General features: G+C 72.0%; 26 protein-coding genes. 14 read left to right on the top strand and 12 right to left on the bottom strand.

Annotated elements, in window-relative coordinates; translation table 11 throughout:
* The first annotated feature begins 22 nt into the window (after positions 1-22).
* Positions 23-244 carry a hypothetical protein gene (locus ACFWYM_RS25475; protein WP_384841570.1) on the top strand — a complete coding sequence of 74 codons (222 nt, stop codon included), beginning with the start codon at positions 23-25 and terminating at the stop codon, positions 242-244.
* Here the strand turns inward: ACFWYM_RS25475 and ACFWYM_RS25480 are convergent.
* Complete coding sequence (locus ACFWYM_RS25480) at positions 241-618, bottom strand: winged helix-turn-helix transcriptional regulator (RefSeq protein WP_384841573.1); 378 nt, start codon at positions 616-618, stop codon at positions 241-243. The two genes, ACFWYM_RS25475 and ACFWYM_RS25480, sit on opposite strands and share 4 nt — an antisense overlap.
* Before the next feature lie 93 nt (positions 619-711).
* Here ACFWYM_RS25480 and ACFWYM_RS25485 point away from each other — a divergent pair, with 93 nt between their 5' ends.
* Positions 712-1,551 (top strand): SDR family oxidoreductase, encoded by an 840-nt coding sequence (locus ACFWYM_RS25485; protein WP_384841576.1) that lies wholly within the window; start codon positions 712-714, stop codon positions 1,549-1,551.
* Between the two features lie 19 nt (positions 1,552-1,570).
* Here ACFWYM_RS25485 and ACFWYM_RS25490 read toward each other — a convergent pair whose 3' ends face one another.
* Positions 1,571-2,404, bottom strand: a complete 834-nt coding sequence (locus ACFWYM_RS25490) for a LysR family transcriptional regulator (protein ID WP_384841579.1) — start codon at positions 2,402-2,404, stop codon at positions 1,571-1,573.
* 69 nt (positions 2,405-2,473) lie between these two features.
* Between ACFWYM_RS25490 and ACFWYM_RS25495 the strand changes: the two genes are divergently transcribed.
* Complete coding sequence (locus ACFWYM_RS25495) at positions 2,474-3,382, top strand: NAD(P)H-binding protein (protein WP_384841582.1); 909 nt, start codon at positions 2,474-2,476, stop codon at positions 3,380-3,382.
* An 86-nt stretch (positions 3,383-3,468) separates the two neighbouring features.
* Here ACFWYM_RS25495 and ACFWYM_RS25500 read toward each other — a convergent pair whose 3' ends face one another.
* Complete coding sequence (locus tag ACFWYM_RS25500) at positions 3,469-4,026, bottom strand: GNAT family N-acetyltransferase (RefSeq protein WP_384841584.1); 558 nt, start codon at positions 4,024-4,026, stop codon at positions 3,469-3,471.
* 48 nt (positions 4,027-4,074) lie between these two features.
* Between ACFWYM_RS25500 and ACFWYM_RS25505 the strand changes: the two genes are divergently transcribed.
* The 6 genes from ACFWYM_RS25505 to ACFWYM_RS25530 all read left to right on the top strand — a co-directional run bounded on the left by ACFWYM_RS25505 (position 4,075) and on the right by ACFWYM_RS25530 (position 9,833).
* On the top strand, positions 4,075-4,659 hold the full coding sequence (locus tag ACFWYM_RS25505) for a TetR/AcrR family transcriptional regulator (protein ID WP_384841587.1): 585 nt from the start codon (positions 4,075-4,077) through the stop codon (positions 4,657-4,659).
* 141 nt (positions 4,660-4,800) lie between these two features.
* Positions 4,801-6,387: a PTS trehalose transporter subunit IIBC gene (gene treB / locus ACFWYM_RS25510; protein ID WP_384841592.1), complete on the top strand. Its 1,587-nt coding sequence runs from the start codon at positions 4,801-4,803 to the stop codon at positions 6,385-6,387.
* Between the two features lie 28 nt (positions 6,388-6,415).
* Positions 6,416-8,125, top strand: a complete 1,710-nt coding sequence (locus ACFWYM_RS25515; protein WP_384841595.1) for an alpha,alpha-phosphotrehalase — start codon at positions 6,416-6,418, stop codon at positions 8,123-8,125.
* 168 nt (positions 8,126-8,293) lie between these two features.
* Positions 8,294-8,458, top strand: a complete 165-nt coding sequence (locus ACFWYM_RS25520; RefSeq protein ID WP_384841598.1) for a hypothetical protein — start codon at positions 8,294-8,296, stop codon at positions 8,456-8,458.
* A gap of 130 nt (positions 8,459-8,588) precedes the next feature.
* Positions 8,589-9,200: a hypothetical protein gene (locus tag ACFWYM_RS25525; RefSeq protein WP_384841601.1), complete on the top strand. Its 612-nt coding sequence runs from the start codon at positions 8,589-8,591 to the stop codon at positions 9,198-9,200.
* A gap of 246 nt (positions 9,201-9,446) precedes the next feature.
* Positions 9,447-9,833 (top strand): DUF6221 family protein, encoded by a 387-nt coding sequence (locus ACFWYM_RS25530; RefSeq protein WP_384841604.1) that lies wholly within the window; start codon positions 9,447-9,449, stop codon positions 9,831-9,833.
* Between the two features lie 55 nt (positions 9,834-9,888).
* Here ACFWYM_RS25530 and ACFWYM_RS25535 read toward each other — a convergent pair whose 3' ends face one another.
* From ACFWYM_RS25535 to ACFWYM_RS25545, 3 genes are read right to left on the bottom strand one after another with little or no spacing between them, the layout of a single operon-like run.
* Positions 9,889-10,329, bottom strand: coding sequence for a hypothetical protein (locus ACFWYM_RS25535; protein ID WP_384841607.1), 441 nt, complete (start codon positions 10,327-10,329; stop codon positions 9,889-9,891).
* A gap of 50 nt (positions 10,330-10,379) precedes the next feature.
* Entirely contained in the window at positions 10,380-11,054 is a 675-nt protein-coding gene (locus tag ACFWYM_RS25540) for a hypothetical protein (protein WP_384841610.1), read from the bottom strand.
* A gap of 60 nt (positions 11,055-11,114) precedes the next feature.
* Positions 11,115-12,044, bottom strand: coding sequence for a zinc-binding dehydrogenase (locus ACFWYM_RS25545; RefSeq protein WP_384841613.1), 930 nt, complete (start codon positions 12,042-12,044; stop codon positions 11,115-11,117).
* A 130-nt stretch (positions 12,045-12,174) separates the two neighbouring features.
* Between ACFWYM_RS25545 and ACFWYM_RS25550 the strand changes: the two genes are divergently transcribed.
* On the top strand, positions 12,175-12,936 hold the full coding sequence (locus tag ACFWYM_RS25550; RefSeq protein WP_384841616.1) for a TetR/AcrR family transcriptional regulator: 762 nt from the start codon (positions 12,175-12,177) through the stop codon (positions 12,934-12,936).
* Here ACFWYM_RS25550 and ACFWYM_RS25555 read toward each other — a convergent pair.
* The 3 genes from ACFWYM_RS25555 to ACFWYM_RS25565 are packed head-to-tail and all read right to left on the bottom strand — an operon-like array spanning position 12,911 to position 14,404.
* Entirely contained in the window at positions 12,911-13,153 is a 243-nt protein-coding gene (locus ACFWYM_RS25555; RefSeq protein WP_384841619.1) for a hypothetical protein, read from the bottom strand. The two genes, ACFWYM_RS25550 and ACFWYM_RS25555, sit on opposite strands and share 26 nt — an antisense overlap.
* Positions 13,154-13,157: 4 nt before the next feature.
* Positions 13,158-13,451 carry a hypothetical protein gene (locus ACFWYM_RS25560; protein ID WP_384841622.1) on the bottom strand — a complete coding sequence of 98 codons (294 nt, stop codon included), beginning with the start codon at positions 13,449-13,451 and terminating at the stop codon, positions 13,158-13,160.
* A gap of 41 nt (positions 13,452-13,492) precedes the next feature.
* Entirely contained in the window at positions 13,493-14,404 is a 912-nt protein-coding gene (locus ACFWYM_RS25565; RefSeq protein WP_384841624.1) for an SDR family oxidoreductase, read from the bottom strand.
* A gap of 209 nt (positions 14,405-14,613) precedes the next feature.
* Between ACFWYM_RS25565 and ACFWYM_RS25570 the strand changes: the two genes are divergently transcribed.
* Positions 14,614-15,255 carry a TetR/AcrR family transcriptional regulator gene (locus ACFWYM_RS25570; RefSeq protein WP_384841627.1) on the top strand — a complete coding sequence of 214 codons (642 nt, stop codon included), beginning with the start codon at positions 14,614-14,616 and terminating at the stop codon, positions 15,253-15,255.
* Between the two features lie 85 nt (positions 15,256-15,340).
* Here ACFWYM_RS25570 and ACFWYM_RS25575 read toward each other — a convergent pair whose 3' ends face one another.
* Positions 15,341-16,261, bottom strand: a complete 921-nt coding sequence (locus ACFWYM_RS25575; protein ID WP_384841630.1) for a GNAT family N-acetyltransferase — start codon at positions 16,259-16,261, stop codon at positions 15,341-15,343.
* A gap of 241 nt (positions 16,262-16,502) precedes the next feature.
* On the opposite strand from ACFWYM_RS25575, the gene ACFWYM_RS25580 reads away from it, so the two are divergent.
* On the top strand, positions 16,503-16,784 hold the full coding sequence (locus ACFWYM_RS25580; protein ID WP_384841633.1) for a hypothetical protein: 282 nt from the start codon (positions 16,503-16,505) through the stop codon (positions 16,782-16,784).
* Between the two features lie 14 nt (positions 16,785-16,798).
* On the opposite strand, the gene abc-f is transcribed toward ACFWYM_RS25580, so the two are convergent.
* Positions 16,799-18,508, bottom strand: coding sequence for a ribosomal protection-like ABC-F family protein (abc-f, locus tag ACFWYM_RS25585; RefSeq protein WP_384841636.1), 1,710 nt, complete (start codon positions 18,506-18,508; stop codon positions 16,799-16,801).
* Positions 18,509-18,868: 360 nt separating this feature from the next.
* Between abc-f and ACFWYM_RS25590 the strand changes: the two genes are divergently transcribed.
* Positions 18,869-19,246, top strand: coding sequence for a VOC family protein (locus tag ACFWYM_RS25590; RefSeq protein ID WP_384841639.1), 378 nt, complete (start codon positions 18,869-18,871; stop codon positions 19,244-19,246).
* A gap of 30 nt (positions 19,247-19,276) precedes the next feature.
* On the opposite strand, the gene ACFWYM_RS25595 is transcribed toward ACFWYM_RS25590, so the two are convergent.
* Positions 19,277-19,933 carry a TetR/AcrR family transcriptional regulator gene (locus ACFWYM_RS25595; RefSeq protein ID WP_384841642.1) on the bottom strand — a complete coding sequence of 219 codons (657 nt, stop codon included), beginning with the start codon at positions 19,931-19,933 and terminating at the stop codon, positions 19,277-19,279.
* 124 nt (positions 19,934-20,057) lie between these two features.
* Here ACFWYM_RS25595 and ACFWYM_RS25600 point away from each other — a divergent pair, with 124 nt between their 5' ends.
* Complete coding sequence (locus ACFWYM_RS25600) at positions 20,058-21,029, top strand: NAD(P)-dependent alcohol dehydrogenase (RefSeq protein WP_384841645.1); 972 nt, start codon at positions 20,058-20,060, stop codon at positions 21,027-21,029.
* Positions 21,030-21,062: the final 33 nt, after the last annotated feature.

The raw sequence follows: 21,062 nt of genomic DNA on the forward strand, positions 1-21,062 counted from the left end.
GACGGGGGGACCAGTGGTCTACATGGGGGCGGCCATCGCGGCCGTGGTCGCCATCCTGGTCGCCTCGATCATGGTGCTCGTGCGCCGGGAGCGGCGACGGATGCCTCTCCGTCCCGAGACGCATCGGATCGAGACGACGGCCACCAGGGGACTGCGCGACGCCCGCCGGCAGGCTCACGCCTACCAGCACTTCTCCGACGCCCAGGGCCTCAGCGCGCTCCGGGACCGGGACGCCCGGCCCTAGCCACGTCGCACTCCGCTCTGCGTCAGCCGCCGCGTGATCCGGTCGAACAGGTCCGTCAGCGGCTCGCTGACGTCCCGGCCGAACTCCGTGAGCCCGTACGTGACTTGGGGCGGCGTCGTCGGCTCCACCTTGCGCCAGACCAGGCCGTCCCGGACCAGGGCGCGCAGGGTCTGGGCGAGCATCTTCTCGCTGACGCCCTGGATGCTGTCGCGCAGCTCGTAGAAGCGAAGGTCGTTGCTCCGCAAGGAGATCAGGACCCAGATGCCCCACCTGCTGGTCACATGGTCGACCATGTCGCGCGCGGGGCAGTCGGTGTGAAACACCTCATACCGACGGGCCGTCTCGGGCTGTGTCAGCTGCGCGCCTTCCCTCATGTCCGGAGCTTACCTCTGGGTATGTTCTTACGGAAAGTAAGCCCCCGCTTCTAGCGTCAAGCTCCGCACTGCACAACGGACTTGGAGCTGAACATGATTGTGGTGACCGGAGCCACCGGGAACGTGGGACGGCCTCTGACGCGGGCCCTGACCGAGGCGGGCGAGCAGGTGACCGCGGTGTCGCGGAGCGCGGTGGCGGTGCCGGAGGGAGTCCGGCATGTGGTGGCCGATCTGGCCGAACCGGCGGGACTCGCCCCCGTGTTGGACGGGGCCAAGGCGCTGTTCCTTCTGCTGTCCGGGGACCTGCACTCCCCCGAAGCCAGGCCGGCCGACCTCATCGACCTGGCCGTGACCCATGGGGTCCGGCGGGTCGTGCTGCTGTCCTCGCAGGGCGTGGCGACCAGGCCGCTCGGCCCTACGCGGGTCGCGATGCGCGCGCTGGAGGACGCGTTGCGGGAGTCCGGCCTGGACTGGGCCGTCCTGCGGCCGGGGGGTTTCGCCTCCAATGCCTTCGCCTGGGCCGAGTCCGTCCGCACGCAAGGGGTGGTTGCCGCGCCCTTCGGCGATGTGGGGGTACCGGTCGTCGATCCCGAGGACATCGCTGCGGTCGCGGCGGCCTGCCTCGTCGATGACCGGCACACCGGCGGGGTGTACGAGCTGACCGGGCCGGAGGTCGTCACGCCGCGTCAGCAAGCGGCGGCGATCGCCGCCCAACTCGCCTCGCCCGTACGGTTCCACGAGCTCACCCGCGACGAGGCCAGGGCCGCGATGACCCGTTTCGTACCGGCGGAGCTCGCCGACGACACCCTGGACATCATCTCCGCCCCGAACCCGGCCGAGCTGCGGATCAGCCCGGACGTGGAACGCGTCCTCGGCCGCGCCCCGCACACCTTCAGCGACTGGGTCGCCCGCAACATCGCCGCTTTCCGCTGAGGCACGACTCGGCCGGCCGTCACCGCACCGGCCCCGGACCCGGCCCATCCCGCAGCAGTGTCTTGGTCGCCATGTCCACGAAATCGAGTACCGGGGCCTCCCGGAGGTCCTCGGCCAGGGCCAGGCACGTCCTGATCGGCTCGGCGTCCGTGACGGGGATGTGGACGAGGTCGGGGCGGGTGTAGGAGCGGGCGACGCTCCGGGGGGCGACGGCGATTCCGTGGCCGGAGGCGATGAGCTCGAACTTCTCCTCCACCGACGACGTGCGGCGCTGGTGCATGTCGAGGATCTGCTCGCCCTCCAGGTCCGCCATGCGCAGGGTGCGGCGGCGGGCCAGGGGGTGGGTCCTGGGGAGGCAGGCGGCGCGGGGCTCGTCGCCCAGCGGAATGATGCGCAGGCCCGTCTCGTCGAACGGGCGCCTCAGGTAGCCGACTTGGGCGCGGCCGTCGCGCAGCGGGGCCTCCCGTTCCCGCCAGTGGGAGGGGACCAGGTCGATCTCCGTGTCCGGGTACTTCTCCTTGAACGCCAGGATCGCCTCGGAGACGGGGAGTCCGGGCGAGAAGGCGACGGCGATCCGCCGGATGCCGCGGTCGACGTCGTGGACGCGCCGGATCGCCGTGTCGACGGCCGTGAGGAGCGTGCGCGCCTCCTCGCGGAGTCGGCGGCCCGCCGGGGTCAGCTCCACACTGCGCGTGGTCCGCTCGAAGAGCGTGCAGCCCAACTCCTGCTCGAACGCACGGATTTGGCGGCTCAGCACGGGCTGCGCGATGTAGAGCTGCTCGGCCGCCCGGCCGAAGTGCCGGTGATCCGCCACCGCGGCGAAGTAGCGGAGCTTGCGCAGATCCAGATCCATACCCGGAGCGTATCAATCGGCGAAGAAGGGTATTGGACGCCGAAATCGGCCGGGGCCAAGACTGGTCGCATGATGGTGATCACGACTCCTACGGGAGACATCGGCAGCCAGGTGCTGCGCATCCTGCTCGACCGGGCCCCCGTCCACGGCGAGAAGCTCCGCGTCATCGTGCGCGACCCCGCACGGCTCCCCGACTCGGTCCGCGAGCACGGCCTCGTCGACGTCGTGACCGGTTCGCACAACGACCCCGAGGTCCTCGACCGGGCCTTCGCCGGTGCGGACGCGGTCTTCTGGGTCGTCCCGCCGAACCCGCACGCCCCCACCCTGGAGGCCGCCTTCGCCGGGTTCACCCGGCCCGCCGCCGAGGCGTTCACGGCCCATGGCGTCCGGCACGTCGTCGGCGTCTCGGCGCTCGGCCGCGGCACCGCCGTCGCCGGCCGCGCCGGGTTCGTCACGGCGTCCCTCGCCATGGACGAGCTGATCGCGGGCACCGGCGTCGCCTACCGGGCCCTCGACAACCCGTCGTTCATGGACAACCTGCTGCGCCAGGTGGACTCGATCCGCGACGACGGCGTGTTCACGGACACCCTCCCCGGCGACCGCAAGGTCCCGTCGGCCGCCACCCGCGACATCGCCGCGGCCGCCGTCGAGCTGCTGCTCGACCGGTCGTGGACGGGTACGGGAAGCGTGCCCGTCCTCGGCCCCGAGGACATCTCGCCGGACGACATGGCGCGCATCATGTCCGAGGTCCTCGGCCGGCCGGTCCGCCACGAACGCGAGTCCCTCGACGCCCTCGGGGCCCGCCTCACCTCGTACGGGCTGGGGTCCGCGTACGTCCAGGGCATGGTCGACATGATGCGGGCCAAGAACGAGGGCCTGGACGAGGCCCTCGACCGCACGGCGCAGGGCTCAAGCCCGACGTCCTTCCGGGAGTGGTGCGAGCAGGTGCTCAAGCCGGCGGTGGCGGGCGGCCGCTGAGGCGACGGGGAGAGGCAGTCGCCGAGGGGGCCCGCTCGGACGGCTGTCCCGCTCGGACGACTGTCCCACTCAGGCGGCTGTCCCGCTCAGGCGGCAGCCGCGCCGGCTCGCCACTCCGGAGCCAGGACCGCCCAGACCTCCTTGTCGTGGCGGACGCCCTCGAAGGGCCAGGACTGCCGCCGTACACCTTCAAGGGTCATGCCGAGACGCCGGGCGACCGCCGAGCTCCGGTCGTTGTCGGCGCGGCAGTGCCACTCGGCACGGAAGAGGCCCCGGGTCGTGAACGCCCAGTCCAGCAGGGCGCCGCACGCCTGGGTGACCAGGCCGTGGCCCTCGCCCGCGGGCTCCGTCCAGCAGCCGATCTCGCAGGAGCCCGCGGCGGTGCTGAAGTCCGTGAACATCACGCCGCCGACCAGCGTGCCGCCGAGCCGGATGCCGTAGAGGCGGGCGCCGTCCGCGGCCTGCCGCTCGGCGTAGCGGGCGAGGGTGCCGCGGGCGCCGTCGAGGTCATCGGTGACGAACGCGGGACCGACCCAGGGCCGGATGTGGTCGCGCGCCCGGTCCAGGTGGGCGGCGAACTCGTCGGCGTGCCAGATCTCCAGCGGTTCGAGGCGGGCGTCGCCGCGCAGCGGGAGGGAGAACATGATGACCCCATTCGCATAACAAGCGTTACGAGTATGTACGGTAGCAGCATGCCACGCACCAAGGGGGACCACGAAGCCCGCCGCCGCGACGTCTCCGAAGCGGTCTGGCGGGTGCTGGCCGCGCACGGGTTCGGCGGTCTGACGCTGCGGGCGGTCGCCACCGAACTGGGCGCCACGACCGGCCTGCTCACGCACTACTTCCCGGCCAAGCGCGACCTGGTCGCCCACGCCCTCGACCTGCTGGAACAGCGCAGCGCGGCCCGCCCCCGGCGCACCGCCGACGAGGGTCTGCCGGCGGTGCGGGCCGCGCTGCTCGACATCCTGCCGCTGACCCCCGAGGCCATCGACGCCAACCGCATCTGGGTCTCCTCCTGGGACGTCGCCCTCGCCGACCCCGGCCTGAGCGCCGACCACGCCCGCCGCTACGCCGAGAGCCGCACCAGGCTCACCGGCCTGGTCGCGACGGCCCAGGACCGCGGCGAACTCCCCCCGGGCGACCCGGCCCGCGTCGCGGCGGCCGCCCAGTCCTTCGTCCTGGGACTGGTGGTGCAGGCGCTGTTCGCCCCGGGGGAGTTCACGCCCGGGCGCCAGGTGGAGCTGGTGGACGGCTATCTGGCGTCGCTGAGCTCCTGATGCGTTGCCGAGTCCCTGGCGGCGACGGGCCTTTGGTCCTGTTTATTCGGGCCTTATTCACCTCACCCGCACCCCGGCCATCTGCGAACTTTGCCGATACATGACCCATGAGCGGTCATGCGTTGACCAAAGGAGCACTCCATGGCCACCTCGGCGGCCCCCGTGCGCGAGCGCATGCGGACCTTGATCGATCTGGTCGGCGGCGCCGGCAACGTCGCCTCCGTGACGCACTGCCTGACCCGCCTCCGGTTCGTCCTGAACGACCCGGCGGTGCCGGACATCAAGGCGATCGAGCAGCTCGACGGGGTCAAGGGGTGCTTCGCCAGCGGCGGGCAGTTCCAGGTCGTGATCGGCAACGAAGTCGAGGAGTACCACCGGGAGTTGGTGGGGCTGCTCGGCGAGGGGGCGGCCGCCTCCAAGGACGACGTCAAGGCCGCCGCCCGCGCCCACATGAAGTGGTGGGAGCGCGGCATCTCCCACCTCGCCGAGATCTTCGTGCCGCTGCTGCCCGCGATCATCGCCGGCGGTCTGATCCTCGGCTTCCGCAATCTGATCGGCGACGTCGCGCTCTTCGGCGACAAGCCGCTCACCGACGGCTCCACCTTCTGGCAGGGCACCTACGACTTCCTGTGGCTGATCGGCGAGGCGATCTTCCACTTCCTGCCCGTCGCCGTCTGCTGGTCGACGGTGCGCAAGCTCGGCGGCACGCCCGTCCTCGGCATCGTGCTCGGCATCACGCTCGTCTCGCCGCAGCTCATGAACGCGTACGAACTCGGCGCGAAGAAGCCCGAGGCGTGGGACTTCGGCTTCTTCACCATGGAGAAGGTCGGCTACCAGGCTCAGGTCATCCCGGCGATCCTCGCGGGCCTCGCCCTCGCCCTGACCGAGCGCTGGCTGAAGAAGGCCGTGCCCACCGTCCTGCACCAGGTGATCGTGCCGCTCGGCGCGCTGCTCGTGACCGTCTTCCTCGCACACGCCGTGCTCGGGCCCGTCGGGCGCGAGGCGGGCGAACTGGTCGGGCACGCCGCGAAGGCCGCGATGACCGGGAGCTTCGCGCCCGTCGGGGCGATGGTCTTCGGGTTCCTCTACGCGCCCCTGGTAATCACCGGCCTGCACCACACCACCAACGCCGTCGACCTCCAGCTCATCCAGGACATGGGCGGCACCCCGATCTTCCCGCTGCTCGCCCTGTCGAACATCGCGCAGGCGTCGGCCGTCGTCGGCGTCATCATCGTGGCCAAGCGCGCCAAGGACCGCGAGATCGGGATTCCGGCCGCCATCTCCGCGTACCTCGGCGTCACCGAGCCCGCCCTGTACGGCGTGAACCTGAAGTTCCGCTGGCCCATGCTCGCCGCGATGGTCGGCTCCTCGCTCGCGGCCCTCGTCTGCGGGCTCGGCGGCGTCCTCGCCAACAGCATCGGCAACGGCGGTCCACTCGGGATCCTGTCCGTGCAGCCGCGCTACTGGGGCTGGTTCTCGCTCGCGATGGCCGTCGCGATCGCGGTGCCGATCCTGCTGACCGTGGCCCTCGCGCGCCGCGCCTCGGCCCGGGCGATGCTCGGCGAGGCAGAGACAGCGGCACCGTCACCGACACCAGCAGCGGCACCGGCACCCATTCCGGGCGACGGCGGGACGGCTTCCGCCCCCGACCCCTCCCCCTCCCCCGCGGTCAACGCCGCCGCCGCTGCCGCCGCCGGTGCCTCCACCGCGGCAACCGCCGCCAACTGACCGGCAATTGACCTCCAGGAAAAGGGACATGACGTACGAGAAGCACAGCCGCTCCGCCTCGCTGCCGGAGGTCGACCAGGAGTGGTGGCGGTCGGCGACGATCTACCAGATCTATCCCAAGTCCTTCCAGGACACGACCGGTTCGGGCACGGGCGACCTGCGCGGCGTCATCGAGCGCATCGACCATCTCGTCGACCTCGGCGTGGACGCGGTGTGGTTGACGCCCGTGTACGCCTCGCCGCAGGTCGACAACGGGTACGACATCGCCGACTACCGCGCCATCGACCCGGCGTACGGCACGATGGCCGACTTCGAGGCGCTCGTCGACGCCCTGCACGCGCACGGCATCCGGCTCGTGCTGGACATGGTCCTCAACCACACGTCCACCGCCCACGCCTGGTTCCAGTCCGCGCTCGCCGACCCGACCGGGCCCTACCGCGACTACTACATCTGGCGCGACCCGGCCCCGGACGGCGGCGTACCCAACAACTGGGCGTCCAAGTTCGGCGGCAGCGCCTGGGCCCTGGACGAGGCGAGCAACCAGTACTACCTGCACCTGTTCGCGGTCGAGCAGGCCGACCTCAACTGGGAGAATCCCCGGGTGCGTTCGGAGCTGTACGACGTGGTGCGGTTCTGGGCGGGCAAGGGCGTCGACGGGGTGCGGCTCGACGTGGTGAACCTGGTGTCGAAGGCGCCCGGACTGCCCGACGCCCCCGGCACCGACGGCCGGGAGTTCTATACCGACGGGCCGCGCGTGCACGAGTTCCTGCGCGAGCTGAGCGAGGAAGTGCTGCGGCCGCACGGCCTGATGAGCGTCGGCGAGATGTCGTCGACGACCCTGGACCACTGTGTCCAGTACGCCGCGAACGACGGCGCCGAGCTGTCCATGACCTTCAACTTCCACCACCTGAAGGTGGATTACGTCGCCGGGGAGAAGTGGACCGTCGCGCCGCGCGACCTCGTCGACCTGAAGCGCCTCATGGGCCGCTGGCAGGACGGCATGCACGGCAAGGCGTGGAACGCGCTGTTCTGGTGCAACCACGACCAGCCCCGCATCGTCTCGCGCTTCGGCGACGACGGCGCCCTGCACGGCCCCTCCGCGAAGGCCCTCGCCATCGCGCTGCACGGGCTGCAGGGCACGCCGTACGTGTACCAGGGCGAGGAGTTCGGCGCCCCGAACCCCGGCTACACGGCGATCCGCGAGTACCGGGACGTGGAGAGCCTCAACCTGTACGAGGCGTGGCGGGCCGACGGGGTGCCGGTGCGCGAGATCATGACGGTGCTCGCCGCCAAGTCCCGCGACAACAGCCGCGCCCCGATGCGCTGGGACGACTCGGTGGGCGGCGGATTCTCCACGGGCACGCCCTGGCTGCCGCCGAGCCGCCGCACCGACATCAACGCAGCGGCCGCCCGCAAGGACCCCGACTCGGTCTTCCACACGTACAAGCGCCTGATCGCGCTGCGCAAGGAGCACCCGGTGCTGGTGCACGGCGACTACACGGACGTGACGTTCGACGACCCCGCGGTGTGGGCCTACACCCGGCGCCACGACGACGCGGAACTGCTGGTCGTGGCCAACCTGACGGGCGAGCCGCAGCCGTGGTTCCGCCCCGACAAGGTGCCGTCGTCGGGGTGGCGGGTCCTGGCCGCCTCGTACGTCGACATCGTCAACGAGCAGCCGCTGTCGGCGGTGCTCGCGCCGTTCCAGGCGGCGATGTGGGTGCGGGCGGACCGCTGAACAATGAGCGTGAGCCCTCTTCGGACACCGAAGGGGGCTCGCTCGCACCGGGTCCCGGCAAGAAGGCCCCGCCCCCCCGTTCGGGACGTGACCCACTCGTAGCGCCCGAGGGAACGTGACGCGCTAGTACTGACGCTGATCACACGTCGCCCCTGTAGCCTCCGCGCCATGGAGATGGACGACGCAACGCGTTTACAGAAGGAATGGAAAGCCAAGGGCTCTCCCGCATGTGATCACCCACATGTGGAGAAGGAGCGCGTCAACGGCGCTGACACCGGCGACAAGGTCTGCACGACGTGCGGGCAGACCTTCTTCAATGGAAAGCCCGTCTGAGATGGAGCACCCTGCTCTCCGATGAGAGCGGGGCGTTGTCACGCACGAAGGACACATCTCGGCAGCGCCTCTCCCCACGTTCATCGGTTCCGTCCTACTGTGTCCCGATGGCTCAACCCTGGGGGGATGTATGCGTGTTCACGCATCCGCAGTCACGGCCGCCCTACTCGCCGCTGCACTCACTGCGTGCGGCGGCGACGATGACGAGCCAGCCAAGCAGCAGCCCACCAAGGCGTCCTCACCCCAGGAGGCGAGTCACGACGCCGACGCCAAGACGTTGAAGCTCGGCGAGCCTGCGCAGACGACCGGCGATGGCGGGACAGGGGTCCTGCAGATCACGCCCGACACGGTCGTGTTCAGAAAGAAGGCGTCTGGCGAATCCGCCAAGTACGGGATCTTCGTAGTGGTCACGATGAAGGACAAGGCGATGACCGCAGCCGCAGCGGATGAGGTAGCGCCGATCAGCGGGGGTGGCTGGTCGTGGATTGCTCCAGACGGAGAGACGATCGGCTTCGACAGCGGTAACTCAACCATGGTCACGATGGACAGGTACGACAACGCCGACCCCGTACAACCCGGCACCTACCAGTGGCGCGCCCAAGTCTTCGACCTGACTCCGGCCCAGGCGAAGGGCGGCACGCTCCTGTACACGGACGGGGAAGAGGCCGCCTATCGGTGGAAGATGCCGTCCTCAGACTCAGGGCCTCGCGTGGCCGAGGTGAAGAAGCAGTTGCAGTACTGACACTCCAGAGCACCCAGCCCTCCCGAAGGAAGGTGGGCGCTGGATATCGCGGTCGGCCTTCGCAGCATGAGTCAACCGACACTCCGTCGGCACATGTCAACCCGCCCCTTACGCTGCACTCATCACCATGGGCACAGTGCGCGACGCGATCCCCGCCCTCCATCACTGGCCGCACGAGGTCCGGCAAGGTGCCGTCGCCGTCGAGGAGATACGCAAGGGTGGCATGAGCCACGAAGGAGTCGCCCGATGGATGACCTTGCACAATGGCTCGGCAGGCAGCTCGACGAGGACGCGCGCAACGCGAGCAGTTGGCACACCCTCGACTGCGACATTCACGCCTATCTCCAGGGAGACGCGGATTCCGTGAAGGCAACCATGTCGATGTTCCATGCAGCGCCGGGTGCCGTCTGCGACTGCGACGTACCGGCCCGGGTGCTGCGCGAGATCGACGCCAAGCGGCGGATCATTGCCGAGCACGCGACCGGCAGGCCAACCATGGAGGCCCACGGCCTGGCCCGCGCCACCACCCGAACATGGGACGAGGAGGCCAACGAGGCGAACTGTCTGACCCTCCGCCTGCTCGCCCTGCCATACAGCGACCGAGGGGGCTACAAGAAGAGGTGGCGACCGTGACGTTCGCCGTCTTCCGCGTTCACGCCTCGCTCCCACCCGACGGGGCACACGCAGTTCAGGAGCAGCTGGCGCCCGCGCATTCGAGGCACACGGGGCTCCCGTCGATCGCCACGCTCTCATCGGAGGCCGCCTCGCAAATGCCCGGCGCGTCGGGGTGGTTGGCCCAGCAGTGGCACGTGCAGGTTTCCGTCACTGCTTCCAGCTCCGCCTCGCGCTGGGGCGCCAGCCCCATGCGGATGTCATGGCAGTTGCGGCACATCGGAACGTGGTGAACGGTCAGTCCGGGTTCGGCATGGCTGCTGCACGAGCCGGGGAACTCCGGATGCGTGCCGCACCGGCAGTCGCACGCGTCGAGATCGGACCGGCGGAGAGCAGAGGGCTGCCCGCACACATCAATGATCGGTGTCATCGCTCGTCGGAGCGCCTCGGCGAAAGCGTGGAAATGCTCCGCGTTCGGCGCCGGTGCGTTCTCGGAGATGAGTTCGGTGCGCGGCATCACGATCCCCCTGCCCTGATGGCCCAGGCCACCACGGTAGCGCGATGTGCTCAGCCGACCAGTGCGCCGCCCGCCAGGGCGGCCGCGCGCCGTCGCCGGACGTGCGCGCGGCGTCCGGCGATCAGGGTGAGGGCGGTCCAGACGCCGACTCCCGTGATCAGGGAGCCGAGTTGGCCGCTCGCGTCCACGTCCGCGGCGGGTTCGAGGGGCACGACCCTCTCCGGGTCGCGGAGGATCTCCAGGCGGTCCCCCACCTCGTGCCCGGGGCTGGCGCCGTCGTAGGTGAGGGTCTCGTCCAGCCTGCCGTCCGGGCCGCGCAGGGTGAACTCATGACTGCTGCGGGAGATCGCCTTGTGCTCGACGATCGTGACCTGTTCGCGGATGCCGCGGCGCTCCAGGGCGGCCTCGGGCGCGTACTGGACGGAGCCCACGAGCACGAGCACACCCGCCGCGGCGGCGAGGAGGAGCGTCCACAGCACCTCGTGCAGCAGGTGCAGCGCGATCACGAACACGAAGCCGCCGACGCAGCCGGTCGCGACCGGGATCCAGTCGGTGCCGAGCGTCGCGTACGCGATGCCGGTGTTGCCGGCCGCCGCGACCCAGCCGATCACCAGCACCACGGCCGTACCGATGAGGCCCGCCCGCCTCGAGGACGCCTTGTCCGTCCGACCGGCGCTCGCACCGGAACCGGAGCCCCCACCACCACGTATGTGCACTGCATCCATGGCGGTGATCCTAAGTGCCGCGCGGATCGAGGCGACCCCCGGTTCGGGCCCGGGCCGCCCTCAGCCGATGTCGAGCACCGCCTTGCCGTGCAGGCGGCGTTCGAGCAGGGCCCCGGTCGCCTCGGCGGCCTGGTGCCAGCTGCCGCGCCAGGAGATCTGCGGGTCGAGTTCGCCGGCGGCGACGCGGCTCGCGAGCCAGGTCAGATCGGGGCCGAGGCCGGTGCAGGCGGGCAGGAAGAAGGTGGTGAGGGAGCGGTCGTGCCGCCCCTGGTCGCCGAAGAGCGCCCCGAACGGGAAGCTCTCGCCCTGCCCGGTCGCGTGCCCCACGGCGACCAGCGTGCCGCGCTCGCCCAACCTCTCGTAGGCGTCGACGAGTTGGGACCCGCCCACCATGTCGACGACCCCGTCCACCGGTGCGTCGAGCGCGGCGGGTCCGGCGACCACCTCGTGGGCGCCGAGGGCGCGGAGGCCGTCGCCGTGCGCGGCGGGGTTGCCGGTGGACGCGATGACGTGCGCGCCGCCGAGCCGGGCGAGCTGCACGGCGTACCGGCCGACGCCGCCGGTGGCCCCGGTGACGAGGACCCGTCGGCCGAGGATCGGGCCCAGGCGGTGCAGGGCGCGCAGGGCGCTGGCGCCCGCGACGGGAACGGTGCTGACCGCCCCGAGATCGGCGTCGCCCGGCACCTCCCCCGTCACGTCGGTGTCCACGGCGCAGAGTTCGGCCCAGGCGCCGCCGTCGGCGAGGGCCACCACCGGGGTGCCGACGGCGGGGCCCGAACCGTCGGCGGCCGCCCGCTCCACGACTCCGGCCACGTCCCAGCCGAGGACGGCGCCGTCGGGTGCGCCCGCCAGGCCGTGCCGGACCTCACCGAAGTTGAGCGAGGTGGCGGCGGTCCGGATCACGGCCTGATGCGGGGCGGGGTCGGGTTCGGGGGCCTCTGCGAGGCGCAGTCCGGCGGGAGTTGAGCGGTCGGCGAGCAGGGCACGCATGGGTGCGGACCTTTCGGCAGGGTGGGGTACGGACGTGGCCGGGAAGGGCCGCGATCAGTTATGCCACTGAGTGGCATTAGCGTGCAAGAGGCGTTCGCGCCCTCGGGGCGCCACGAGGTACGCTGCCGCCATGCCGGAATCCAAGAAGGAGCCGCAGGGGCCGAAGACACCGCCGGAGCCGCAGGGTCCGACCGCGCGGACACGGGCGCAGGACCAACTCCCGCTGCGCGAGCGCAAGAAGCTCCGCACCCGTCAGACGCTGATCGACACGGCCCTGGAGCGCTTCACCGAGCGCGGCTTCGACGCCACGACGCTCGATGAGCTCTGTGATGCGGTGGACGTCTCCAAGCGCACGTTCTTCCGCAACTTCACCAGCAAGGAAGACGTGGCGATGGCGCCGACCCAGGATCTCTGGACGGCCTTCCTCGACGAGCTCGCGACCCGCGACCTCACCGGCCCCACGCTCCTGGAAGTACTGCAGGACACGCTTCTGGACACCCTCGGCAGGATGACGGCCGAGGAGTGGGCGCGGCGCGTGCTGCTCAGCCGCCGCCTCGCGGAGAAGACGCCCTCGATGGGCGCGCACGGCCTCGAGTTCTGCGACCGCACCTGCCGCGCGGCCCTCACCGTCCTGCACCGCAGGCTCGACCTCGCCGAGGCCGGAGACCTCCGCCCCAGACTCGCCCTGGACGTGGTGCTCGCCGCGTTCCACTGCGCCCTGGACACCTGGACCGCACGCGAGGGCACTCCCGAACGCGCCGACCTCGCCGCCGACTTGCGCACCGCGTTCGCCGCCGTCCCCGGCAGCCTGACGATGACCGCGACACCACGACCGGCCACGGACCGACCCGTGGGACGACCGCCGCTCAGCGCTCGTTCAACGCGGCGCTGATCTCCACGAGGCGCGGGGCGGGCAACGTGAAGAGGTTCTCCGGGTTACGGAAGCTGTGGGCCCCGTCGCAGACCCATGTGCCGTTGCCCTGGCTCCAGTTGGACGCTCCCCACTGGCCCTGTCGGCGCAGGAGGAGGGGCGCGAGATCCTCGGGGCGCTCGACGACGGTCAGGGCCGCCAGCGCCGAGGCGAGGCGGGAGGCCGCGTGCTCGGGCACGGCGTCACCGCGACGCGTGGATGCCCGCGAGCCGGATCAGCCCGGACTCGCCCTTGCCTTCGCCGACGCCGCCGACGCCGCCCCCGACCCACACGTACACCGTGTAGGTCCACCCCCGCTCCGCCGCGTACTCCTTGGTCCAGGTGAGGAGTTCCTCGATGTCGACCTCGTCCAGGACCTCGTACTCGTACGAGGTCCTGGACTCGCCCTCGGACCCGCCCTCCCAGAAGTAGACGCGGTACGCGGCGTGGTCCTGTTCCCAGGTGGTGTCACGGGGGTCGACGAGGCGTATGTGCATGGGGCCAGCCTAGTGCCGCGGCTCCGGCCGCCCCTCCGGCCCTAGGCGGCGTCGAAGTAGTGGCCCTTGTCGAGGTCTTCGAGGAGGCCGATGTGGGTCGGCTGCCAGTCCAGGAGGTCGCGGGTCAGGGTGTTCGACGCCCGGTTGTCGAGGGAGACGAGGGGGCCGAGCCAGCCGAAGTGGCCGGCCGCGGCCTCGGCGGCGACGGAGGTCACCGGCATGTCGAGGTGGCGGCCGATCACCTCGGCGACGTCGCGGAGCGAGACGCCTTCCTCGGCGACCCCGTGCAGCACCGACCCCGCCGGGGCCTTCTCCACCGCGAGGCGGAACAGGCGGGCGGCGTCGAGGCGGTGGACGGCGGGCCAGCGGGCGGCGCCCTCGCCGACGTAGCCGGAGACCCCCTTGGCGCGGGCGACACCGATCAGCGCGGGCATGAAGCCGTTGTCGCCCTGCCCGTGGCAGGTCGGGGACAGCCGCACCACGGAGGAACGCACCCCGTGCGGGGCGAGGGCGAGCGTCGCCTGGGCGGTGGTCTGCCGCATCGAGAACGGCGAGCCGTCGACGGCGGGCACGTCCTGCTCGGTCGCGAGCGCGCCCGGCTTGATGCCCAGCGCGCCGGAGGCGAGGACGAAGGGGCGGTCGGTCCCGGCGAGGGCGTCCCCGAACGTGTCGACCGCGCGGCGGTCGGCCTCGGCGGCGCCCTGGAAGTCGCCGCTGAAGGCGATGTCGTGCTTGAAGGCGAGGTGGATCACGCCGTCCGTGGCGGCGGCGGTCCTCCCCAGGACGTCGAGGTCGTCGAGGGTCCCGCGGACCACCTCCGCCCCGGCCTCGGTGAGGGCGGCGGCAGAGGCGTCGGAGCGGGCGAGCCCGACGACCTGGTGGCCCGCCTCGAGGAGTTCGGGGACGACGGCGGATCCGATCCAGCCGGACGCTCCGGTCACAAAGATGCGCATGAGAAGACTCCAGGGAACTGGTGAGGTGGCGAGTGGCGAGTGGCGAGTGGTGAGTGGTGAGGCGGCGAGCACGTGAATTGCCGCGCCAGTGAGCCGATGAGCACGTGAATTGCCGCGCCAGCGAGCCGGCCAGCCGATGTCAGAGACTGACATCGATAACCTCGACGGTACACCTGATGTCAGGCTCTGTCATCACGTAGGATCCGGCCATGGGTAGATGGCAGCCTGACGCGCGCGGACGCCTGGCCACGGCGGCGATGGAGCTCTACAGCGAGCGCGGCTACGACCAGACGACGGTCGCCGAGATCGCCAAGCGGGCCGGTCTCACCGAGCGCACCTTCTTCCGGCACTACGCGGACAAGCGCGAGGTGCTGTTCGGCGGCGCCGGGGAGCTGCAGCAGCTGTTCACCGACGCGGTCAGCGAGGCCCCGCCGTCCGCGGCACCGATCGACGCCGTCGCGGCGGGACTTGAGGCCCTCGCCGACTCCTTCAAGGGGCGGCGCGATTTCGCCCGGCAGCGCCAGGCCGTCATCACCTCGAACGCCGAACTCCAGGAGCGCGAACTCATCAAGCTCGCCTCGATGTCCGCCGCCCTCGCCGAGGCCCTGCGCGGACGGGGCGTCGGCGCACCGGCCGCGAGCCTGGCCGCCGAGGCGGGGGTCGCCGTCTTCAAGGTCGGCTTCGAGCGCTGGATCGCGGAAGGCACCGAGGACCCGGAAGGCACGGACAGCACAGAGGGCACACAGGGCACGGAGAGCACGCAAGACGAGGAGGCGGGCATGGGTCCGCTGCTGCGGGACGCGCTCGACGAGCTCAAGGCCGTGATCGTGGGGCGCGGCGAGGCGCGATGAGCCGGGCGGGCAGGGGCCCCGTCGACGACGGACGAGGCGAGGCCCACGCCCCCACCGACTACCGCGAACCGCTGCCGCGAACCGACTACCGGGAGCGGTGCTCCCAGCCCCGGTCGGTGCGCGTGAGCTCCTGGAATCCCGCCGCCACGAGGCGGTCGATCGCCGCCCCGTCCCCGGCCGTCTCGTAGGCCGCCAGCCGGTCCACGCCGCACAGCCGGAGCCACTCCCCTGCCTGCGCCAGCAGCCAGCCCTCCAGGCCCGCGCCCTCGTGGGCCGGGTCGACGTGGAGGTTGCCGATGTCGGCGAGGCCCGCCGAGCGGCTGTGGCGTTCGGCGCGGGCCAAGGCGGTGTCGACCTCGACGAAGCCGAGCGCGCCTCCGTCGTCGTACGCCGTGAAGCGCGTGCCGCACTCGCCCAGCGTCCGCTCGACCGTCACCCCCGGGCGGGGTGCGCAGGCAGGCAGGTCGGCCGTCCGCGCGATGAGGACGACCTCCGTACCTCCGACGTGGCGGAAGCCCGCGCCCTCGTAAAGGGCGCGGATGTGGGGCCAGTTGCGGGGCAGGCCGTACACGAGCGGGGCGGGCAGCCCGCCGTCGGCGTACCGGACACGGACGCGCCAGCGCGCGAGCTGGGCCAGGCAGGCGGACATGAGCAGGCGTGCCGCCTCGTCCGAGTCCGGCCAGAAGGAGGCCGGCGGCCGGAAGACGAACCAGGCGATCTCGCCCGCGTCCCGGAAGTGCTCGCCCACGTCGCCGTCGGCACGGTGGCGCAGCAGGTGCGCCGCGGCCACCACGGACCGGCGCTGCTCGGCGACGAGCGTGATCCGCTCGCCCACCCAGGGATCGGTGATGAACTCCTCGGGCTGCCGCTCCAGGCCGCTGAGCACGGTGTTGACGGACACGGAGACGCCGGGGACGACGGCGGCGACGTGCTGGTTGACCAGTTCGGTGAGCTGATCGCGGTCGTCGCGGCGGAAGGGACGCACGGTGAGGGCGGGGGCGGGCATACGTGACCTCCGGTGAGGATCATCGAGGATCGTTGAGGAGGCCGCCACGCGATGCGGTACTCGGCCGATGATACGGGAGCCCCGGGCCCCGGCCTCCGGGCCCCGGCCGCCTTTCCTCCGCTTTCCTCCACCGCCCTTGATCGCAAGCGGACTTGAGGTTCTGCGGTCGTCCCGTCAGGTTGGCCCGGTTCGGGGAGGCACAGCGCCATGCACACCGCCACACAGATCAAGGACCGGGCTCGTGGCCCGCCTGACGACGTACGAGGATCTCGGCCTCGACTTCGACGAGGTCTTCGACGGCCTCGTCGCTCGTGGCTGGATGACGGAGGACGGCGCGGGGACCTTCACGCTCACCGAGGCCGGTGAGGCCAGTGAGGCCGGGCGGCTGCGCGCTCGGGAGCGCAACCTCCAGGTGCACCGGCAGATGCACGAAGGCATCGACACCGACGACTACGTGACGGCCATCAGCGTCCTGCGCCGCCTCGTCGCCAACCTGGGCGGCGACAGCGACCTCCCTTCCTGACGCGGCGCCCGCCGTCAGGCGGCCGGGCGCCCTCCCGCCAGCTCCAGGCGCTCACCCCTGAACTCCCGTACGTAGCCCCGGTCGTGGGAGACCACCACGAGCGTCCCCTGGTATGCGTCGAGCGCTTCCTCCAGTTCGTCCACCAAGGTCGGTTCGAGGTGGTTCGTGGGCTCGTCCAGGACGAGGAGGTCGGCGGGCCGGGTCACCAGGCGGGCCAGTTGGAGGCGGCGGCGCTGGCCGACCGACAGGGCGGTGACCGCGACGGTGAGGTCCTCCTCGCGGAAGAGGCCGAGTGCGAGGAGGGCGTCGGCGTGTTCGTCCGGCGGGCCGGACAGACCGGCGGCGAAGGCCGCGAGGAGCGGCTGTCGGGCGCCGGGGGCCGCCCCGGTCTCCTGAGGAAGGTAACCGAGGCGCGCGGTGCGCCGGACGGTCCCCGCCGCGGGCGCGAGGTCACCGGCGATGACCCTCAACAGCGTTGACTTTCCTGCCCCGTTGGGCCCGGTGACCAGAAGTCGTTGCCCTGCCCCAAGGCTGAGCGTGGGGACGTCGAGCCGACCCGGCACCACGACGTCGGTGACTTCGAGGGCCGGTGCACCACCCGCTGCCCCGGCGCCGGCCGTATCGGGCACCGCGTCGAACCGCAGGGGCCGGGGCGGCGCCGGTACGGGGTTTCGGCGCAGCTCGTGCACGCGCTGCCGGGCCGCGCGCACCTGGCCGCCGAGCTTCGCCTCGTGGGAGCGGCGGTGCTTGCCGAAGCCCTGGCGCGGGTCCTTGCCGGTGCCGGCCAGACGGCGGCCCGCGGCCTCGACGAGTTCCAGGGTGCGGGCCAGCTCCGCCTGCCACTCGTCGTGGCGCTGCGCCCAGCGCTGCCGGGCCGCGGCCTTCGCGGCGCGGTAGCCGCCGAGGCCGTCGCCGTGGCGGAGCACCGCGTGGGTGTCGCGGTCGACCTCCAGGAGGATGGCGGTGACCGCGGCGAGGAACTCCCGGTCGTGGGTGACCACGACGACGGTCCCCCGGTACGCGGCCAGGTGCTGCTGCAGCCACGTCACGGCCTGGTCGTCGAGGTGGTTGGTGGGCTCGTCGAGGAGCAGCAGTTCCGGGGCGGCGGCCAGGACGCAGGCCAGCGCGAGCCGGGACTGCTCGCCGCCCGACAGGGAGCCGAGCGGCCGGGCGCGGTCGAGCCCCGGCAGGCCGAGACCGTGCAGGGCGGCGTCGACGCGCGTGTCGGCGGTATAGCCGCCGCGCTCCTCATAGGCCGTCAACAGCTCGCCGTACGCGACGAGTTCGGCCTCGTCCACGGTCTCGGAGGCGAGCCGCTGTTCGGCGGCGCGCAGTCCGCGCTCCAGTTCGCGCAGGTCGGCGAGCGCCTGGTCCACGGCGTCCTGGACGGTGGCCGTCGCGGGCAGGTCGAGGCGCTGGGCGAGGTACCCGATGCCGCCGGGAAAGCGGACGCGGACCTCCCCGCCGTCGGGCTGCTCGACGCCCGCGAGCAGGCGCAGCAAGGTGGACTTTCCGGAGCCGTTCTCGCCGATGACGCCCACCTTGCCGCCGGGCCGGACGGTGAAGGAGACCTGGTCGAGGACGGTGCGGGTGCCATAGGTCCTGGTGACGTCCTTCAGGGCGAGCTGGGAGGAGGTGCCGGGGTGGCCGGACGGCGTGGATCCGGTGCCGGAGGCGGTGGCGGGGGTGGCCGCGGGCAGGGTCGTATGGGCGCGTTCGCGCATGGTGCTTCTTCCTCAGGGATACGACGATGCGGCGCCGCAGGCATGGGCGTACGCGTACGCGTGCGTGTGCGGCGGGTCGGCAGACCGTCGGGGTGGCCGGGGCTGGGGAGATGGGGACGGCGGGCCGCGGCACACTCACGTGCCGCCTCGCCTCGCGTCCGCGCGCCCGGTATCAGCGGAAGAAGTAGTACGAACTCATGCGGCAACCGTAACAAGACGTATCGTCTCGCGCCACCCCTTTTCCGGCCCGGCGGGCGCCACCCGCCCGCACCAGGCATGCTCGATCCCGTGAGACAGGGGCAGCGACGCGCACAGAGCCGTCGCGACGGAGCCCACCGAGACGCCCGACAAGGAGCGCGCATGATCACCCATCTCGCCTTCGCCACCCTCTATGTGGCGGACCAGCAGGAGACCCTGGACTTCTTCGTGGGCACGCTCGGGTTCACGGTCCGCACCGACGCCGAGATGGCGCCCGGCAAGCGGTGGCTCGAAGTCGAGCTGCCCGGGGCGCGGACCCGCGTCGTGATCGCCAAGGCCGCGGACTTCGGCATCACCCCGGACCCGAAGCGCGGCGCCGGATTCAACCTCGCGTGCGACGACGTCATGGCCACCCACACCCAGCTGGCCGCCGCGGGGGCCTCGGTGAGCGACCCGGTCATCGAGCCGTGGGGCTCGTTCGTGACGGTGTCGGCGCCGGACGGCATGGAGATCATGATCTCCCAGGCGGACCCGGCCTGAGGCGGATCTCACGGACCCGGCCCAGGGGACCTAGGGCCTGTCGGCCGCCATCGGAAAGCGGTCCGGCGACAGCGAACTCGGCGGCGGCAGGGGCATGTTGGCCGCATCGGCGCGGAACGACTGGAGCAGGTAGGCGACCAGGCGCCGGGAGGCCGCGCCGTCGTCCGGCAGCGCGGTCACCAGACCGCAGTGGGCCACCAGGGCCACGGCGAGGTCGGACGGGTGGAAGTCGGCCCGCAGCGCGCCCGCCGCCTGGGCCCTGCGCACCAGGGTCATGAGGTCCCGCTCGGCGTGCTCCCGGGCCTGCGTGTGGTGTGCCGCGCCGTCCGGGAAGGCCGCGGCGAACGCGGCCGGGAATCCCCGCTCCTCGCGCTGGAGCGCGCAGACCGTCTCGACCAGCCGCTGAAAGCCCCGCCAGGGGTCGGGGTCGGCCAGGGCCTCGGCGAGCGTCCGCGCGCAGGTGTCCATCTGCTGCGTGAACGCGCTTCGGACCAGGGCGTCCCGGGTCGGGAAGTGCCGGTACAGCGTGGCCACGCCGACCCCGGCCCGGCGGGCCACCGTCGCCATCGGTGTGTCGATCCCGCGCTCGGCGAAGACCGCGCGGGCGGCGACCAGGACGCGCTCGCGGTTGCGCCGGGCGTCCGCCCGCAGGCCGCCCGGGCCGGGGATCCGAGAGGATTCCGTCATCGCTGCCTCTCACTTCGGAGCCAAGTGGACGATCTCGTCCGCTTACGAGCCTACGGTCGGAAGCACGGACCGCCACATCCCCGTGTGGTCTTCGGCCGCAGCGGCAGAACGCAGAGGTGGAGCGATGAACGACGACCGCACGACGATGAAGGCAGTGCTCTTCGACCGCTACGGCGGCCCCGACGTGCTGTACGTGGACCGGGTGCCGCGCCCCGAGCCGGGACCGGGAGAAGTGCTCGTGCGGATGCGCGCGTTCAGCGTCAACGGCGGCGAGCTGTCGGCCCGCGCGGGCCGCATCCGCCTCCTGACCGGCCGGAAGTTCCCCCAGCGCATCGGGCTGGACCTCACCGGCGAGGTCGCCGCGCTGGGCCCGGGTGCGACGGGGGTCGCGGTCGGCGACCGGGTCTGGGGCGTCCTGGGCCGCACCTCCGGGTTCGGCAGCGCCGCCGAGTACGTGGCCGTGCCCGCCGAGCGGCTCGGCCGGGTCCCCGACGGGCTGGACCCGGTGGACGCCGCCGCACTGCCGGTGGCCACCACGGCCGTCACCGCCCTGCGGGCCAAGGCCGGGCTGCGCCCCGGTGAACGCCTCCTGGTGCGGGGCGCGGCGGGCGGCGTCGGCAACGCCGCCGTGCAGCTCGGCCGGGCGTACGGCGCCGAGGTCACGGCCCTCGCCCGCGCCGCCAACCTCGACTTCGTCCGCGGCCTCGGCGCGCACAAGGCCGTCGACCACCGGGCTGTCCCGCCGGGCGAACTGGGCCGCTTCGACGTGGTCCTGGACACCGCGGGGACCGACCTGCGTACCTTCCGGCACCTGCTGAACCCCGGCGGGCGCATGGTCACCATCGCCTTCGACCCGACCCGGGCCGCCGCGACGCTGGGCTACATCGCGGCCAGCACGGTGCACGGACGCGGCCGGGTGCGCTTCTTCAGCGGCGACCCCGGACGCGCGGATCTGGACGACCTCGCCCGCCACGTGACCGAGGGAAAGCTGCGCCCGGCGGTGGACACCGTCTTCCCTTTGGAGGAGACGGCCGCGGCACACCGTGCCCTGGAGGCGGGCGGTGTGCGGGGCAAGTACGTGGTCAGGGTCGCGTAGGAGCCACGGAACCGCCGGGCGGGGGATGTCCCC

The sequence above is a fragment of the Streptomyces sp. NPDC059009 genome (genome assembly GCF_042740175.1).
Lineage (GTDB): Bacteria > Actinomycetota > Actinomycetes > Streptomycetales > Streptomycetaceae > Streptomyces.

What these genes read in the sequence shown, in the direction of transcription:
- ACFWYM_RS25545 (WP_384841613.1), bottom strand. Translation starts at nt 12,044, where the DNA reads ATGCGTGCCCTGCTCGCCGACCGCTCAACTCCCGCCGGACTGCGCCTC.
- ACFWYM_RS25515 (WP_384841595.1), top strand. Translation starts at nt 6,416, where the DNA reads ATGACGTACGAGAAGCACAGCCGCTCCGCCTCGCTGCCGGAGGTCGAC.
- treB (WP_384841592.1), top strand. Translation starts at nt 4,801, where the DNA reads ATGGCCACCTCGGCGGCCCCCGTGCGCGAGCGCATGCGGACCTTGATC.
- abc-f (WP_384841636.1), bottom strand. Translation starts at nt 18,508, where the DNA reads ATGCGCGAACGCGCCCATACGACCCTGCCCGCGGCCACCCCCGCCACC.
- ACFWYM_RS25560 (WP_384841622.1), bottom strand. Translation starts at nt 13,451, where the DNA reads ATGCACATACGCCTCGTCGACCCCCGTGACACCACCTGGGAACAGGAC.
- ACFWYM_RS25540 (WP_384841610.1), bottom strand. Translation starts at nt 11,054, where the DNA reads ATGGATGCAGTGCACATACGTGGTGGTGGGGGCTCCGGTTCCGGTGCG.
- ACFWYM_RS25495 (WP_384841582.1), top strand. Translation starts at nt 2,474, where the DNA reads ATGATGGTGATCACGACTCCTACGGGAGACATCGGCAGCCAGGTGCTG.
- ACFWYM_RS25490 (WP_384841579.1), bottom strand. Translation starts at nt 2,404, where the DNA reads ATGGATCTGGATCTGCGCAAGCTCCGCTACTTCGCCGCGGTGGCGGAT.
- ACFWYM_RS25575 (WP_384841630.1), bottom strand. Translation starts at nt 16,261, where the DNA reads ATGCCCGCCCCCGCCCTCACCGTGCGTCCCTTCCGCCGCGACGACCGC.
- ACFWYM_RS25485 (WP_384841576.1), top strand. Translation starts at nt 712, where the DNA reads ATGATTGTGGTGACCGGAGCCACCGGGAACGTGGGACGGCCTCTGACG.
- ACFWYM_RS25475 (WP_384841570.1), top strand. Translation starts at nt 23, where the DNA reads ATGGGGGCGGCCATCGCGGCCGTGGTCGCCATCCTGGTCGCCTCGATC.
- ACFWYM_RS25550 (WP_384841616.1), top strand. Translation starts at nt 12,175, where the DNA reads ATGCCGGAATCCAAGAAGGAGCCGCAGGGGCCGAAGACACCGCCGGAG.
- ACFWYM_RS25570 (WP_384841627.1), top strand. Translation starts at nt 14,614, where the DNA reads ATGGGTAGATGGCAGCCTGACGCGCGCGGACGCCTGGCCACGGCGGCG.
- ACFWYM_RS25520 (WP_384841598.1), top strand. Translation starts at nt 8,294, where the DNA reads ATGGAGATGGACGACGCAACGCGTTTACAGAAGGAATGGAAAGCCAAG.
- ACFWYM_RS25595 (WP_384841642.1), bottom strand. Translation starts at nt 19,933, where the DNA reads ATGACGGAATCCTCTCGGATCCCCGGCCCGGGCGGCCTGCGGGCGGAC.
- ACFWYM_RS25500 (WP_384841584.1), bottom strand. Translation starts at nt 4,026, where the DNA reads ATGTTCTCCCTCCCGCTGCGCGGCGACGCCCGCCTCGAACCGCTGGAG.
- ACFWYM_RS25565 (WP_384841624.1), bottom strand. Translation starts at nt 14,404, where the DNA reads ATGCGCATCTTTGTGACCGGAGCGTCCGGCTGGATCGGATCCGCCGTC.
- ACFWYM_RS25530 (WP_384841604.1), top strand. Translation starts at nt 9,447, where the DNA reads ATGGATGACCTTGCACAATGGCTCGGCAGGCAGCTCGACGAGGACGCG.
- ACFWYM_RS25525 (WP_384841601.1), top strand. Translation starts at nt 8,589, where the DNA reads ATGCGTGTTCACGCATCCGCAGTCACGGCCGCCCTACTCGCCGCTGCA.
- ACFWYM_RS25535 (WP_384841607.1), bottom strand. Translation starts at nt 10,329, where the DNA reads ATGCCGCGCACCGAACTCATCTCCGAGAACGCACCGGCGCCGAACGCG.
- ACFWYM_RS25505 (WP_384841587.1), top strand. Translation starts at nt 4,075, where the DNA reads ATGCCACGCACCAAGGGGGACCACGAAGCCCGCCGCCGCGACGTCTCC.
- ACFWYM_RS25480 (WP_384841573.1), bottom strand. Translation starts at nt 618, where the DNA reads ATGAGGGAAGGCGCGCAGCTGACACAGCCCGAGACGGCCCGTCGGTAT.
- ACFWYM_RS25600 (WP_384841645.1), top strand. Translation starts at nt 20,058, where the DNA reads ATGAACGACGACCGCACGACGATGAAGGCAGTGCTCTTCGACCGCTAC.
- ACFWYM_RS25590 (WP_384841639.1), top strand. Translation starts at nt 18,869, where the DNA reads ATGATCACCCATCTCGCCTTCGCCACCCTCTATGTGGCGGACCAGCAG.